The sequence below is a fragment of the Streptomyces sp. NPDC003038 genome (genome assembly GCF_040611115.1).
Classification (GTDB): domain Bacteria; phylum Actinomycetota; class Actinomycetes; order Streptomycetales; family Streptomycetaceae; genus Streptomyces.
This window is the reverse complement of sequence record NZ_JBEXNN010000001.1, coordinates 569,700-584,687: the sequence shown is the minus strand read 5'-3', so window position 1 is coordinate 584,687 and position 14,988 is coordinate 569,700. Positions and strand designations below refer to the sequence as shown.

General features: G+C 70.3%; 12 protein-coding genes. 2 read left to right on the top strand and 10 right to left on the bottom strand.

Annotated elements, in window-relative coordinates:
- Positions 1-437: 437 nt before the first annotated feature.
- Positions 438-671: a hypothetical protein gene (locus ABZX75_RS02640; protein ID WP_355406976.1), complete on the top strand. Its 234-nt coding sequence runs from the start codon at positions 438-440 to the stop codon at positions 669-671.
- Between the two features lie 145 nt (positions 672-816).
- Here ABZX75_RS02640 and ABZX75_RS02635 read toward each other — a convergent pair whose 3' ends face one another.
- From ABZX75_RS02635 to ABZX75_RS02590, 10 genes are all read right to left on the bottom strand, one after another.
- On the bottom strand, positions 817-2,598 hold the full coding sequence (locus ABZX75_RS02635) for an IucA/IucC family siderophore biosynthesis protein (protein WP_355406974.1): 1,782 nt from the start codon (positions 2,596-2,598) through the stop codon (positions 817-819).
- Complete coding sequence (locus ABZX75_RS02630) at positions 2,595-3,185, bottom strand: GNAT family N-acetyltransferase (RefSeq protein WP_355406972.1); 591 nt, start codon at positions 3,183-3,185, stop codon at positions 2,595-2,597. The genes ABZX75_RS02635 and ABZX75_RS02630 overlap by 4 nt, the downstream gene beginning before the upstream one ends.
- The gene (locus ABZX75_RS02625) at positions 3,182-4,492 is read right to left on the bottom strand and encodes a SidA/IucD/PvdA family monooxygenase (protein WP_355406970.1); all 1,311 of its coding nucleotides are present in this window, start codon (positions 4,490-4,492) and stop codon (positions 3,182-3,184) included. The genes ABZX75_RS02630 and ABZX75_RS02625 overlap by 4 nt, the downstream gene beginning before the upstream one ends.
- A complete protein-coding gene (locus ABZX75_RS02620; RefSeq protein WP_355406968.1) occupies positions 4,476-5,966 on the bottom strand; it encodes an aspartate aminotransferase family protein in 1,491 nt (496 codons plus the stop codon). The genes ABZX75_RS02625 and ABZX75_RS02620 overlap by 17 nt, the downstream gene beginning before the upstream one ends.
- Positions 5,967-6,122: 156 nt before the next feature.
- The gene (locus tag ABZX75_RS02615; protein ID WP_355406966.1) at positions 6,123-7,022 is read right to left on the bottom strand and encodes a siderophore-interacting protein; all 900 of its coding nucleotides are present in this window, start codon (positions 7,020-7,022) and stop codon (positions 6,123-6,125) included.
- Positions 7,023-7,070: 48 nt separating this feature from the next.
- Positions 7,071-8,108: an ABC transporter substrate-binding protein gene (locus ABZX75_RS02610; protein ID WP_355406964.1), complete on the bottom strand. Its 1,038-nt coding sequence runs from the start codon at positions 8,106-8,108 to the stop codon at positions 7,071-7,073.
- A gap of 204 nt (positions 8,109-8,312) precedes the next feature.
- A complete protein-coding gene (locus tag ABZX75_RS02605; RefSeq protein WP_355406962.1) occupies positions 8,313-9,473 on the bottom strand; it encodes an acyl-CoA dehydrogenase family protein in 1,161 nt (386 codons plus the stop codon).
- Between the two features lie 7 nt (positions 9,474-9,480).
- Positions 9,481-10,431 (bottom strand): hydroxymethylglutaryl-CoA lyase, encoded by a 951-nt coding sequence (locus ABZX75_RS02600; protein WP_355406960.1) that lies wholly within the window; start codon positions 10,429-10,431, stop codon positions 9,481-9,483.
- Complete coding sequence (locus ABZX75_RS02595; RefSeq protein WP_355406958.1) at positions 10,428-12,608, bottom strand: biotin carboxylase N-terminal domain-containing protein; 2,181 nt, start codon at positions 12,606-12,608, stop codon at positions 10,428-10,430. Before ABZX75_RS02595 ends, ABZX75_RS02600 begins: the two co-directional genes overlap by 4 nt.
- 16 nt (positions 12,609-12,624) lie before the next feature.
- Complete coding sequence (locus tag ABZX75_RS02590) at positions 12,625-14,241, bottom strand: carboxyl transferase domain-containing protein (protein WP_355406956.1); 1,617 nt, start codon at positions 14,239-14,241, stop codon at positions 12,625-12,627.
- A gap of 112 nt (positions 14,242-14,353) precedes the next feature.
- Here ABZX75_RS02590 and ABZX75_RS02585 point away from each other — a divergent pair, with 112 nt between their 5' ends.
- A complete protein-coding gene (locus ABZX75_RS02585; protein ID WP_355406954.1) occupies positions 14,354-14,932 on the top strand; it encodes a TetR/AcrR family transcriptional regulator in 579 nt (192 codons plus the stop codon).
- The last annotated feature ends 56 nt before the right edge of the window (positions 14,933-14,988 follow it).

Below are 14,988 nucleotides of genomic sequence, written 5' to 3'. Positions count from 1 at the left end.
TCCGCCAGATCCAGTACCGCAGCGACATCATCGACGGATGCCTCACCGCAACCGGCCTTACCTTCACGACAACACGCCTACAAGCTCAGTAGAGGGTATTTCTAGAAGGCGACTCCGCAACTGGCCTCGATATCATCAGACTTGCCGCACGGCTGGTGGAGACCGATGGATGTGGGGGCACCGAATGGCCGGGTTCACAGCGCACATATGCGGAGGATGCGACCACCCCCGCGGCGTCCATGCCCTGTCCCTCGGGACGTGCCTCGGTGCGCCCGGCGGACTCGGAGTCTGCGGCTGCACGCGGTTCTGGTGGAAGGACGAGCCCGAGGCGCCGCCCCACGAGGCGTCGAGCGGGGGCTCGGAGCCGGAAGGCGGGCGCTCCTGGTGGGAGAAGGAGCCGTCCGGGGGCGGCTGCGGCGGCTGCGGAGAGTGACGCCTTGGCATCCGACGACTGGATCCTGCTGGCGATCGCCATCACGCCGCTCGTTCTGTTCGCCGTCGGCATCGCGTGCGTCCGGCCCGACCCGACCGCCTGTCGCGGCTGCGGCCACCTCCCGGCCGACCACCACGACGGAGGCTGGTGCTCCGGGGACATGTTCGATGCCGGCGAGCTGGCGCCCAACGGGCGTTCCTGTACCTGCTGGGCGTACGAAGGCCCGTCCACGAGCTGAGCGGCGCGCGCGGGAGGGCGCAGGTGTGATGGCGCGGCGTGTCCGTGAAGAGGGCCAGACATGGGCTTCACGGACACGCCGTCGCACTGGGGGGACGGGCGGGGCTGCCGAGGGACCGTATCGACAGCCCCGCCCACCCCCCTGGTCACCGCCGGGCGAAGGGCGCGACGGGGTTCTTGAGGGTGCCGATCAGCTGGAGTGCGGCGGAGGGGTCGGCGAGGTCGACCATCTGCTTGTTGTTCCGCAGCTGGAGGCGGTTGAGGCAGGACAGCTGGAACTCCTCCGCGAACAGGTCGTACCGCTCGAAGCGGTCCGCGAGGGCCGGGACGGAGTCCTGGTACGCGTGGGCGCAGTCCGCCACCGCCTGCCAGAAGGTCCGCTCCTCGCAGATGCCTTCCGAGACGAGGATCGAGCCCAGGAAGCGGAAGAAGCAGTCGAACACGTCCGTGAAGATGGACAGCAGCTTCATGTCCTCCGGGATGTCCGCCCGGACCCGCTCGACCGCGGGCGGCAGGACCGCGTCCGGGTCCATGACCACGATCTCCTCGGCGATGTCCTTGAAGATCGCCCGCTTCACCACGCCGCCCTCGATGACGAGGATCGTGTTCTCGCCGTGCGGCATGTACGCGAGGTCGTACTGGTAGAAGCAGTGGAGGAGGGGGACGAGGTAGGCACGGAGGTAGTGGCCGAACCACTCGGCGGGCGTCAGGCCCGATTCGGCGATCAGCGCGCCCACGAAGGACTTGCCGTCGGCGTCCACGTGCAGGAGCGACGCCATGGTGGCGAGGCGCTCTTCCCCGCTCACGAAGTTCACCGGGGACTCGCGCCACAGTGCGGCGAGCATCTTGCGGTACGGGGAGTACCGGTCGGTGGCCCGCTCGTACTGGCGGTGGTGGTAGCCGATCGCCGCGCGCTCGCGGATGATCGAGAAGTCCACCGACCGGAGGACGGGGTCCGACTGGATCAGCTGGTGGAGCCAGTCGTTGATGGCCGGGGTGGCCTCCATGTACGCGGCCGACAGGCCTCGCATGAAGCCCATGTTCAGCACCGAGATCGCCGTCTTGACGTAGTGCTTCGTCGGCGTGGTGGTGTTGAAGAAGGTCCGGATCGACTGCTGCGCCAGGTACGCGTCCTCGCCCTCTCCCAGCAGCACCAGGCGGCGGTTGGCGATCTCGGCGGCGAAGGTGACCGTGGTCTTGTTCCACCACTGCCAGGGGTGCACCGGCAGCAGGTGGTAGTCGGCCAGGTCGAGGCCGAGGGCGGCCATCTTGGCGGCGAAGCCGGCCACGGCCACCTCGCCCAGCTCGGCGCGGATGAACGAGTCGTGGTCCAGGCCCGCGCCCGCCGTGAAGGTGGAGACGTCCTTGCGGGCCGCCACCCACACCAGGTGGACCGGGCTCGCCGTCTCCGGGGCGTACGAGAGGTACTCGTGCACGCCGAAGCCGAGGCGGCCGTTGTTCGCCACGAAGCAGGGGTGGCCCTCGGTCATGCCCGTCTCGATGTCCTGGAAGGAGGACTTCGCGAGGACGGCGGAGGAGACCTGGGGCTTGGTGTACTTGTAGCCCGAGCCGGCCAGGGTGGAGGAGATCTCCTCCAGGTAGACCGGCAGGACCTCCGGGCTCAGGCCCAGGGCCTCGCGCAGCTCGATGTGGAAGTCCAGGGCGTCCAGCTCCAGCTGCTCGCCGCCCCGGTGGCGGGTGATGGAGGACTCCTCCACCGCCCAGTGGTCCAGGGCGTGCAGGGCGGCCGTGAAGCGGTACTCCACCGTGCCGTCGTCGCTGAGGACCGCGTAGCGGTCGTCGCCGAGCGGCTTCGGGGTGAGCAGGCGCTCGTGGGAGAACTCCGCGAGGGCCTTGCGGACCAGCGCGCGGTTGGCGCGGACCCACAGCTCGGGGGAGAGGTGGGAGACGGCGTCGGCGAGGCTCATATGGAGACCCCCTGCGCGGCCGTGGCGGCCTCGAACTGCGCGCGGGTGCAGAAGCTCAGCAGGGCTTCCTTCTCCGGCTTGCGGACCGGGCCCTCGGGCACGAAGCCGACCGCCGCGTTCAGGGCGTGCACCGCCGTGTTGCGGACGTCCGGCTCCACCACGACGCGCTCGGTCGCCGGGTCGGCGAACACGGCGGCCATGACGGTGGTGATGACCGCGCGGGTGAAGCCGTGCAGCGGCCGGTCGCTCGGCGCGACGAGGAAGTGCATGCCGACGTCGCCGGGCTGCGCCTCGTACAGGCCGACCAGTTCCAGCTCGGCCGGGTCGTAGGTCTCCATGAGGAAGGCCGGGCGGCCCTCGTGGAGGCCTATGAAGGCCTCGTGGTGCTCGGCCGCGGCGATCTTCATGTACTCGCGCTCCACGTCCGGAAGCGAGGCGTCCTGCATCATCCAGAACGCGGCCTTGGGGTGGGTGACCCAGCCGTGGAGCAGCTCCGCGTCGGCGAAGGGGTCCATGGGGCGGATGCTGAACGTCCCGAGGGCCGCGTCGGTGCGCGTGTACAGGATCTCGGTGGTGGTGGTGCTCATACGTGCGTGCCTTCCGGGGCTGCGAACTGCTGGAACGCGATGGACTTCTCGACCTTGTAGTACTCGCGGCCGAGGAGCTCACCAATGATGTACGCGTTGCGGTACGCGGCCATGCCCAGGTCGGGCGAGGTGAGGGAGTGGTTGTGGGTCGTGCCGTTCTGGAGGAACACACCGCGGCCGGTGGTGTCGACGCTGTAGTTGCGGGCGGCGTCCAGTCGGCCGTGGCCGTCGAAGTTCAGCCGGCCGCGCACGGGGCTGAGGAACTCGGGGAAGCGGTACTTGTACCCGGTGGCCAGGACCAGGCCCTCGGAGGTGAGGGAGAAGTCCCGTTCCTGCTCCTCTTGGCGCAGCCCCAGGGTGTAGGTGCCGGTGGTGGTGTCGTACGCCGTGCTGTTCAGCGAGGTGTTGGTCATCAGGGTGGTGGTGACCGGCCCCGGCATGGTGATCTTCTTCTGGTAGAGCAGGTCGAAGATGGCGTTGATGAGATCGCCGTCGATGCCCTTGAAGAGGTTCTTCTGCTGGGTCTCCAGCCGGTAGCGGGTGTCCTCGGGGAGGGCGTGGAAGTAGTCCACGTACTCCGGGGAGGTCATTTCCAGCGTCAGCTTGGTGTACTCCAGCGGGAAGAACCGCGGGGAGCGGGTGACCCAGTTGAGCTGGTAGCCGTACACGTCGATCTCGGCGAGGAGGTCGTAGTAGATCTCCGCGGCGCTCTGGCCGGAGCCGACCAGGGTGATCGACTTCTTCTGCTGGAGCTCGGCCTTGTTCTGCATGTACGACGAGTTGTGGAGGAAGTCGCCGCCCAGGTTCGCGCAGGACTCGGGGACGAAGGGCGGGGTTCCGGTGCCCAGGACCAGGCGGCGGGCCTGGAAGGTCTCGCCCCGGTCGGTGTGCACCTCGTACAGCCCGGCCCGCTCGTCGTAGGTGACCTCGGTGACGGAGGTGGACCAGCGGACGTTGTCGAGGCGGTCGGCCGCCCAGCGGCAGTAGTCGTTGTACTCGGCCCGCAGCGGGTAGAAGTTCTCCCGGATGTAGAAGGAGTACAGCCGGCCCTGGTCCTTCAGGTAGTTCAGGAAGGAGAAGGGCGAGGTCGGGTCGGCGAGCGTGACGAGGTCCGACATGAACGGCGTCTGCAGGTGCGCGCCGTCCAGGAACATCCCGGCGTGCCACTCGAAGTGCGGCTTCGACTCGATGAAGAGGCCGTCGAGCTCGTCGATCGGCGCGGTCAGGCAGGCGAGTCCCAGGTTGAAGGGACCGACGCCGACACCGATGAAGTCGAGGGGCTGACGGGGTTCACGAGGCGTGGACAAGGGATTCTCCCAGGAACTGCTCGGCGTGAGCGGCGAGAAGGTCGAGGACGGCCGCGATGTCGGACGTCGTGGTCTGCGGGTTGAGGAGGGTGAACTTCAGGTACTGGCGGCCGTCCACCTTGGTGCCGGCGACGACGGCCTCGCCCGAGGCGAACAGTGCCTTGCGGGCGTGCAGATTGGCCTCGTCGACGAGGTCGTCGCGCACGTCGGCGCCTTCGAGAGCGGGTACGTACCGGAAGACGAGGGTGGAGATCTGCGGTTTGACGACGACCTCGAAGCGAGGGTCGGCGTCGATGATGTCCCAGCCGGCGGCGGCCAGGTCGACGACCTCGTCGAAGAGCGAGCCGATGCCGTCGGCGCCCATGACGCGCAGGGTCATCCAGAGCTTGAGCGCGTCGAAGCGGCGCGTGGTCTGGATGGACTTGTCGACCTGATTCGGGATCCGCTCCTCCGCCATCCGGCGGGGGTTGAGGTAGTCCGCGTGGTACGTGGCGTGCTTGAGGGTGTCGCGGTCGCGGACCAGCATCGCGCTGGAGCTGACCGGCTGGAAGAAGGACTTGTGGTAGTCGACCGTGACCGAGTCGGCCAGTTCGATGCCGTTGAGCAGGTGCCGGCGGGTGGGGGAGACCAGCAGTCCGCAGCCGTACGCGGCGTCCACGTGCATCCACGCGGAGTGCGCGGCGGCCAGGCGGGCGATCTCGGGGAGCGGGTCGATGGACCCGAAGTCGGTGGTGCCGGCGGTGGCGACGACGGCCATCGGGAAGAGGCCCTCGCGCTCGCAGTTCTCCAGCTCCAGGGCGAGCACGGAGGTGTCCATCCGGCGGTTGCGGTCGACGGGGACGGAGATGACGGCCTCGTAGCCGAGCCCGAGCATGGCGGCCGACTTCTTCACGCTGAAGTGGCTGGCCTCGGAGGTGAAGATCCGGAGCTTGGGGAGGACTTCGGACTTCGGGAGGGCGCGCTCGCTGTTCTTCATCACGATCCGGCAGGCCTCGTCACGGGCGAGCAGCAGCGCGTGGAAGTTGGACTGGCTGCCGCCGGAGGTGAAGATGCCGTCGGCGCCGGGGCCGAGGCCGATGCGCTGGGCGGTCCAGTCGATGAGGCGGCGCTCGATGAGCGTGCCGCCGATGGACTGGTCCCAGGTGTCCAGGGAGGAGTTGACGGCCGAGAGGATCGCCTCGCCGAGCACCGCCGGGATGACGACGGGGCAGTTGAGGTGCCCGAGGTAGCGCGGGTGGTGGAAGTACACCGCGTCGCGCAGGTAGACCTCTTCCAGCTCGTCGAGGACGGCGGCCGGGTCTTCCAGCGGCGTGTCCAGGTCGATGCCAGCGATGACCGGGGCGAGTTCGTCGACGGATATACCGGTGTGCGGCCGCTGTGTGGTGGCGATTTTGGCGGCCACGCGTGCGACGCCCTCGGTGACGGAACGCCGGTAGAGGTCCGCGGTCGTCTCATTGAGCAGATGCGAACGCATCAACTTTCCTCCGGGCAGGGAAGAGCGGGGGGTGGGCAAGCTGGAATTAGGTTAGCCTAACCTAAGCTCTGATCCAAATGCGGACGGGCCCCGACCGGAAGGTCGGGACCCGTCTGCCAAGCGCCTTGCGGGCAGCTGGAGTTGAGCGCGGCGCTGCTACAGCTCGGAAGTGGGTTCCTCGCTGGCGGCCTTGCCCGCGTACGCCTCGGCGAGCAGCTCCTCCTCGGTCGCACCGAGCCGCCAGTAGCCGGTGAAGCGCACCGCGCGGCGATCGACGGAACGTTCCTGTACGAAGTGGCGGCGCACCGCCCGGATCGTGCCGGCCTCGCCCGCGAGCCAGACGTACGGGGCTTCGGCTGGGGCCGGAACGGCCGCGCGCAGCGCGGTCAGCACCTGCTCGGTGCGCTCCCGGCCCGCGGCCTCGCGCACGATCCAGGTGATGTCCGCGTCGGCGAGCGTCGACAGCGCGAGGCGGTCGTCGGCGTGCGGGACCTCGAACCAGGCCCGGACCCGGGTGCCGGCGGGCAGCCGGTCCAGGATCGCGACCGCGGCGGGCAGGGCGGTCTCGTCCGCGTACATCCAGATCGCGTCGGTGGCGGCCGGCGGCTGGAACCGGACCGACTTGTTCTCCGCGACGGCGGGCCCGATCGCCAGGATCCGGCGGCCGGTGACGGCCCGTCCGGCCCAGCGGGAGGCGGGAGACGCGTCTCCGTGCAGGACGAAGTCGATGTCGAGCTCGTCCACGCCCCCGGCCGTACGGCGCTGTTCGCGCACGGTGTAGGAGCGCATCACCGGACGCTCCTCGTCCGGCATCCCCCGCCAGGCCCCGAACCAGGTGTCCTCGTCGGTGGAGGAGAGCACGGTGTGCTCTTGGTGCGCGGGCGGCAGGAAGAGCGAGAGGCTCTGGTCGTAGCCGCCCGAGCGGAAGTCCGCGAGGGACTCACCGCCGAACGTGACGCGCAGGAACGAGTGCCCGAGGCGGCGCGTGCGGAGCACTTCGAGTTCGAAGAACCGGAAGTGGGCCACGGCCGGGGCGTCGGGTGCGGTGACGGTCATGCGGAGAGTCCCCCCTGGGATTCGGTAGGCGCGAGCGGGCGCCGAAGGTCAGCTGACCTTCTTGGCGTTCTGGATGGACTTCGCCAGGTCTTCCAGGATCTGGGCGCACTTGTCGTACGAGTAGATCGGCTCGGTCACGCGCGGGGTGATCTGGCCGGCCTTGACGGCGGGCAGCTCGGCCCAGGTCGGCTTGGCCTTCAGCTCCTCCGGCTGCAGGGTGCCGGTGCGGTTGTCGAGCAGGACCACATCGGCCTTGTACTTGCCGGCGTTCTCCCAGCTGAGGCTCTCGAAGAAGCCGCCCTCGTCCAGCTTCTCCGGGGTGACGAACTCGACGCCGAGCGACTCGAAGTACTTCAGGTCGGCCGAGGTCTTCGCGGTCGAGACGTAGAACAGCTCGGCGGAGCCCGAGCCGACGAGCACCTTGACGCCCGGGTTCGCCTTGGTGGCCTCGCGCAGCTTCGCGGAGGCGGCCTCGAAGCGGGCCTTGGCGTCGACGGTGGTCTTGGCGTTCATGTCGGCGCCCAGGGACTTGGCGAGGTCCGCGGTGCGCGCCAGCGCCTTGTCGAGGGTGGCGTCGCCGCCCACGGAGATGGCGGCGGCCGGGGCCAGCTTCAGGATCTTGTCCTTGGAGGCCTCCGGGACGTACCAGTACGTGCCGTCCCAGGTGTTGGTGACGAGCAGGTCGGGCTGGAGGGCCGCGTACTTCTCGACGTTGAACTCGTCGTAGACGTTGCCGAGGATCTCGACCTTGGAGATGTCCATCGAGCCGGCCTGGACGTCGGGCTTGCCGTCGGCGGTCTTGGTCGGGCCGAAAACGCCCTTGACCGGGATGCCGTAGTCGTACAGGGCGGCCGCGGTACCCGTGAAGGCGACGATGTTCTTCGGCGTGGACTTGGCGGTGACGTCCTTCCCGAGGTCGTCCTTGAACGACCAGGGACCCGAGGCCGAGGCGCCCTTGTCCTTGCCGCCGTCGCCCTTCGCCGAGTCGGCGCCGCCGCATGCGGTGAGCGCCGCGACGAGGCCGAGGGCGCCGCCGGCGGCGATCAGGCCGCGGCGGGAGAGGGGGGTGGTTCGGGACTTGGGCATGGCGATGTCCGCTTTCGTGCGTGGGTGCAGGGCGGCCACGAGGCCGTTCGGAGGGAAGGTTAGCCTAACCTTGGCCGAAAACGATAAGGGGGCCCTAAGTTTTTCCGAGGTCCCTCGTGGTCCCCGCCCCCGCCGCGGGCGGGCGCGGACTCTCCCCCGGTGTACCGCGCGGACCGGGGGAGGCAGCGTTCTGCTGCGGGTGCGTCAGGCGGAGAAGCCCAGCTCGCGGGCGATGAGCATGCGCTGCACCTCGCTGGTGCCCTCGCCGATCTCCAGGATCTTGGAGTCCCTCCACATGCGCGCCACCGGATACTCGTTCATGAACCCGTAGCCACCGTGGATCTGGGTGGCCTCGCGGGCGTTGTCGACGGCGACCGTCGAGGAGTAGAGCTTCGCGATGGCCGCCTCCTTCTTGAACGGCTCCCCGTTGACGAGACGGGAGGCAGCGTCGCGCCAGCCGATGCGGGCCATGTGGGCGCGCATCTCCATGTCCGCCAGCTTGAACTGGATCGCCTGGTTGTCACCGATCGGGCGGCCGAAGGCCTTGCGCTCCTTGGCGTACTTCACCGACTCGTCGACACAACCCTGCGCCAGGCCGGTCGCCAGCGCGGAGATCGCGATGCGCCCCTCGTCCAGGATGCGCAGGAACTGCGCGTAGCCGCGGCCCTCTTCGCCGACCAGGTTCGCGAGGGGGACCCGTACGTCCTGGAAGGACAGCTCACGCGTGTCCGATGCATTCCAGCCAACCTTGGAGTAGGGGGCGGCGACCGTGAAACCGGGAGTGCCGGACGGGACGATGATCGAGGAGATCTCGGGGCGCCCGTCGGCTTTGCGGCCCGTCACGGCGGTCACCGTGACCAGAGCCGTGATGTCCGTACCGGAGTTGGTGATGAAGCACTTCGAGCCGTTGATCACCCACTCGTCGCCGTCCCGCACGGCGGTGGTGCGGGTGCCCCCCGCGTCACTGCCGCCGTCCGGTTCCGTCAGGCCGAAGGCGCCGAGGATCTCGCCGGAGCACATCTTCGGCAGCCACCGCTGCTTCTGCTCCTCGGTGCCGAACAGGTAGAGGGGCATGGCGCCGAGGGAGACCCCCGCCTCCAGGGTGATGGCGACCGAGGAGTCGACGCGGGCCAGCTCCTCCAGGGCGATGCCGAGGGCGAGGTAGTCGCCGCCCATGCCGCCGTACTCCTCCGGGAAGGGCAGGCCGAACAGGCCCATGCGGCCCATCTCGCGGACGATCTCGTACGGGAACTCGTGCCGCTCGTACAGGTCACCGATCTTCGGTGCAATGACGTCGTGCGCGAACTCCTCGACGGTGCGGCGGAGTTCCTCGTGCTCGGCGCTGAGCCGGTGGTCGAGGGACATGTCTTCGTTACTCCTTGTGGGACTGTGCCCTGTTGAAGAGCGCGCGGACGGTACGGGAGGGGCTGGGCCGGCCCAGCTGATCGGCCATCCACACGCTCGTGGCGGTGAGGGCGGCCAGATCGACGCCGGTCTCGATTCCGAGGCCGTCGAGCATCCACACCAGGTCCTCGGTGGCGAGGTTGCCGGTGGCGCTCTTCGCGTACGGGCATCCGCCGAGGCCGCCCGCGGAGGCGTCGACCGTGGTCACGCCGTGCTGGAGCGCGGCGAGGGTGTTGGAGAGCGCCTGGCCGTAGGTGTCGTGGAAGTGCACGCCGATACGGTCGGTCGTGACGCCCGCTTCGTTCAGCGCGGCGAGGAGGGCCCCGACATGGCCCGGGGTGGCGACGCCGATGGTGTCGCCGAGGCTCAGCTCGTCACAGCCGAGGTCCAGCAGGGCCTTCGCGACGGAGACCACCTGGTGGACGGGGACGGCGCCCTCCCAGGGATCGCCGAAGCACATGGAGAGATAGCCGCGGACGTGCACCCCGTGCTGCTTGGCCCGGGCCACGACGGGCTCGAACATGGCGAGGGACTCGGCGACGGTGCGGTTGAGGTTGCGGGCGGCGAAGGTCTCGGTGGCCGAGCCGAAGACGGCGATGCGGGTGGCCCCGAGGGCGAGGGCGCGGTCGAGGCCGCGCTCGTTGGGGACGAGGACGGGCAGGCTGACCCCGGGCAGGTCCCGTACCTGGGGAAACAGCTGCTCGGCGTCCGCCAGTTGGGGAACCCACTTGGGGTGTACGAAGCTCGTGGCCTCGATCGTGCTCAGCCCGGCGGCGGCGAGACGGCGGATGAACTCGGCCTTGATCTCGGTCGGGACGGCCGACTTCTCGTTCTGGAGCCCGTCGCGGGCGCCGACCTCGTGGATCCGGACGCGCGCGGGGAGCTCGGCGGCCGGGACGTTCATGGGCAGCCCGTTCATGCGTCCTCCTTCTCCTCGGCAGGGGTGACCACGGCCAGGACCTGGTCCATGGCGACGGTGGTACCGGGCGAGACGTCCAGCTCGGTGACGGTCCCGGCGTGGGGGGCGGAGATGACGTGCTCCATCTTCATGGCCTCCACGACGAGCAGGCTCTGGCCGACCGTCACCTCGTCCCCGACGGCCACCTTGACGACGGTGACGGTGCCGGGCATGGGGGCGGCCAGCGTGTCGGCCCCGGCGTGGGACGCGCCCTTGGCCGCGACGGGGTCGTGGTGCTGGACGTGCCAGCTGTCGGCGTCGCGGCCGAGCCAGGTCCCCTCCGGGGAGGTGGCGTAGGAGAAGCGGTGGGTCACGCCGTCGAGTTCGACGGTGACGCTGTCGGCGGTGCGGGCCACGATCCGGCCGCGGGCCGGTGCGCCGGGGCTCTGCCGCAGACCCCGCGCCTCAAACGCACGCGGACTCCGTCCGGGGATACCCCCGGGCGGGGCCGGATCGGTGCCGGCCTCGCCGATCAGCAGCTCGTGGTCGGTGCCCTGGGCGCGAGACCGGACCGCCACGGGATCCTGGCCGGGGAGCCGGAAGTGGTGGACCGTCCAGGCGGGTGTGCCGCCCAGGCGCCAGCCGTTGGCGGCATCGAACGGGTCGACCCACCCTTCCAGCCCCGCCACGGGGTACCCGCGGACGGAGTCCGGGTGCGTTTGAGGCGCGGGTCCGGGCAGAGCCCCCACGCGGCGGAGCCGCATATCGGCACTGCCGGAAGGGGCGGGGTGGGGGACATTCAGCATGGCCGCCGCCGCGTACACCTCGTCCGGCACCCCCTCGGGCAGCAAGGACGCCAGGTCCCGCTCGACCAGGCCCGTGTCCAGGTCCCCGGACACCACGTCCGGGTGGGCCAGCAGCCGCCGCAGGAAACCGGCGTTGGTCTGCACGCCGAGGATCACCGTGTCCGCCAGCGCACCCCGCAGCACCCGCAGGGCAGTGGCCCGGTCCCGTCCGTACGCGATGACCTTCGACAGCATCGGGTCGTACGTCGAGCCCACCGGCACGCCCGCCAGCAGCCCCGAATCCGTGCGGACCGCCCCGCCCGACGGCTCCGACAGCGCGAGCACGGTTCCGCCGGACGGCAGGAACCCGCGCGCCGGGTCCTCCGCGCAGACGCGGGCCTCGATCGCATGGCCGGTGAGCCGGACGCCGGACTGGTCGAAGCCGAGCGGCTCTCCGGCCGCCACCCGGAGCTGCTGCTCCACCAGGTCCAGGTCCGTGATGAGCTCCGTCACCGGGTGCTCCACCTGGAGCCGGGTGTTCATCTCCATGAAGTAGTAGGAGGACGGATCGCCGCCCGGGACGATGAACTCCACCGTGCCCGCGCCGACGTACCCGCACGAGCGGGCGGCCTCCACCGCAGCCGCTCCCATCGACGCCCGCAGCTCCGGCGTCAGCAGGACGCTCGGCGCCTCCTCGATCACCTTCTGGTGGCGTCGCTGCAGCGAGCACTCCCGCTCGCCGAGGTGGACCACGTTCCCGTGCGCGTCCGCCAGCACCTGGATCTCGATGTGCCGCGGCCGGTCCACCCACCGCTCCACGAGCAGGGTGTCGTCACCGAAGGAGGAGCGGGCCTCGCGGCGGGCCGCCGCGATCTCCTCGGCCAGCACGGCCGCGTCCCGCACCAGCCGCATGCCCTTGCCGCCGCCGCCCGCCGAGGGCTTGAGCAGCACCGGCATGCCGATCTTCTCGGCCGCCGCGACGAGTTCGCCGTCCGTCAGGCCGCTGCCGGAGGAACCGGGCACCACGGGCACGCCCGCGGCCTTCACCGTCTCCTTCGCCCGGATCTTGTCGCCCATGAGGGAGATCGCGGAGGCGGGCGGCCCGATGAAGGCCAGGCCGGCCTCCGCGCACGCCGCCGCGAAGGCCGCGTTCTCCGCGAGGAACCCGTACCCCGGGTGGACGGCCTCGGCCCCGGTGCGGCGCGCCGCGTCCAGGAGCCGTTCCACCGACAGGTAGCTCTCGGCGGCCGCCGCCGGGCCGATCCGGACGGCCGTGTCGGCCTCCCGTACGTGGCGGGCGTCCGCGTCGGCGTCGCTGAAGACGGCCACGGGGCGGATGCCGAGCTGCCGCAGCGTGCGGATGACCCGTACCGCGATCTCGCCGCGGTTGGCGACCAGAACAGTGCTGAACATCGAAGAGGTCCTCACGTCACATACGGAAGATGCCGAAGCCCGAGTCGCCCAGCGGGGCGTTCGCGCACGCGGTCAGGGCCAGTCCCAGCACCTGCCGGGTCTCCATCGGGTCGATGACCCCGTCGTCCCACAGTCGCGCGGTGGCGTAGTAGGCGTTGCCCTGTTCCTCGTACTGGGCGCGGACCGGGGCCTTGAAGGCCTCCTCGTCCTCGGCGGGCCACTCCTGGCCCGCACCCTCGATCTGGTCCCGCTTGACCGTGGCCAGGACGGAGGCCGCCTGCTCCCCGCCCATGACGGAGATCTTGGCGTTGGGCCACATCCACAGGAACCGCGGCGAGTACGCCCGACCGCACATCGAGTAGTTGCCCGCGCCGTACGAGCCGCCGACCACCACCGTCAGCTTGGGGACCCGGGTGCAGGCCACCGCCGTCACCATCTTGGCGCCGTGCTTGGCGATGCCGCCGGCCTCGTAGTCGCGGCCGACCATGAAGCCCGAGATGTTCTGGAGGAACAGCAGCGGGATGCCGCGCTGGTCGCACAGCTCGATGAAGTGGGCGCCCTTCTGGGCGGATTCGGAGAAGAGGATGCCGTTGTTGGCGACGATCCCGACCGGGTGCCCGTGGATCCGGGCGAAGCCGGTCACCAGCGTCTGCCCGTACTCCGCCTTGAACTCCTGGAAGCGGGAGCCGTCCACGACCCGCGCGATGATCTCGCGGGCGTCGTACGGGGTGCGGGAGTCGACGGGGACCGCGCCGTACAGCCCGTACGGGTCCACCTTGGGCTCTTCGGCGGCCTCGACCGACCAGGGCAGGGCCCCGCGTGCGGGCAGGGTCGCCACGATGTTCCGTACGATCCGCAGCGCGTGCGCGTCGTCCTCCGCGAGGTGGTCGGTCACACCGGAGACCCGGGAGTGGACCTCGCCGCCGCCGAGCTCCTCGGCCGTGACGACCTCGCCGGTGGCCGCCTTCACCAGCGGTGGACCGCCCAGGAAGATCGTGCCCTGGCCGCGGACGATGACGGCCTCGTCGCTCATGGCCGGTACGTACGCCCCGCCCGCCGTGCAGGAGCCGAGGACGGCGGCGATCTGCGGGATGCCCGCCCCCGACATGCGCGCCTGGTTGTAGAAGATGCGGCCGAAGTGCTCGCGGTCGGGGAAGACCTCGTCCTGCATGGGCAGGAAGGCGCCGCCCGAGTCGACCAGGTAGAGGCAGGGGAGACGATTCTCCAGGGCCACTTCCTGGGCGCGCAGGTGCTTCTTGACGGTCATCGGGTAGTAGGTGCCGCCCTTGACGGTGGCGTCGTTCGCGACGATGACGCATTCGCGGCCGCTGACCCGGCCGATACCCGCGATGACCCCGGCCGCCGGGGCCGCGCCCCCGTACATGCCCTCGGCGGCCAGCGGGGCCAGCTCCAGGAAGGGGGATCCGGGGTCCAGGAGGGTGTCCACGCGGTCGCGGGGGAGCAGCTTCCCGCGGGCGGTGTGGCGGGCGCGGGCCTTCTCGCCGCCGCCGAGCCGGGCCGCGGCGAGCCGGGCGCGCAGGTCCTCGGTCAGCTCATGGTGGGCGGCCTCGTTGGTCCGCCAGGCCTCGGACGCCGGGTCCGCGGCGCTCGTCAGCACTGGTGCCTGCTGCATCGGTCGAGCTCCCTTGCTCGGTCCACTTGCTCGGTGCACGCTGTTAATGGTCGTTAACGCGTGTGGGGCCTAGGTTAACGACCGCTAACGGCCCTGTCTAGAATGGACTCCCATGAGCACCAGAGCGGCCGCCCCCACCCGTCGCGAGCAGATCCTCAATGAGGCCGCTCGTCTCTTCGCCGCGCGCGGATTCCACGGCGTCGGGGTCGATGAGATAGGGGCCGCGGTGGGCATCAGCGGCCCCGGCCTGTACCGGCATTTCGCGGGCAAGGACGCCATGCTCGCCGAGCTGCTGGTCGGAATCAGCGAACGGCTGCTGACCGGCGGCCGCCACCGGGTGGCGGAAGCGGTGGGCGACCCGGCCCTGGTCCTGTCCTCCCTCATCGACGGCCACATCGACTTCGCGCTCGACGACCGGGCGCTGATCACGCTGCACGACCGCGAGCTCGACCGCCTGCGGGACGCCGACCGCAAGCTCGTACGGCAGCTCCAGCGCCAGTACGTCGAGCTGTGGGTGGACGTCGTACGGGAACTGCACCCCGAGGTGGGCGAGGCGGAGGTACGGGTGTCCGTGCACGCGGTTTTCGGACTGCTGAACTCCACCCCCCACCTGGCGGCGCTGGGCCGGGAGGCGACGGAGTCGCTGCTGCGCAGGCTCGCGCACGGGGCGTTCGGGGCGCTGTCGGGGTGAGGTGGCCGCGGGGCAGGGGTGTCCGCGAGCCGGGACGGAGCGGACGGCTCCGGCCG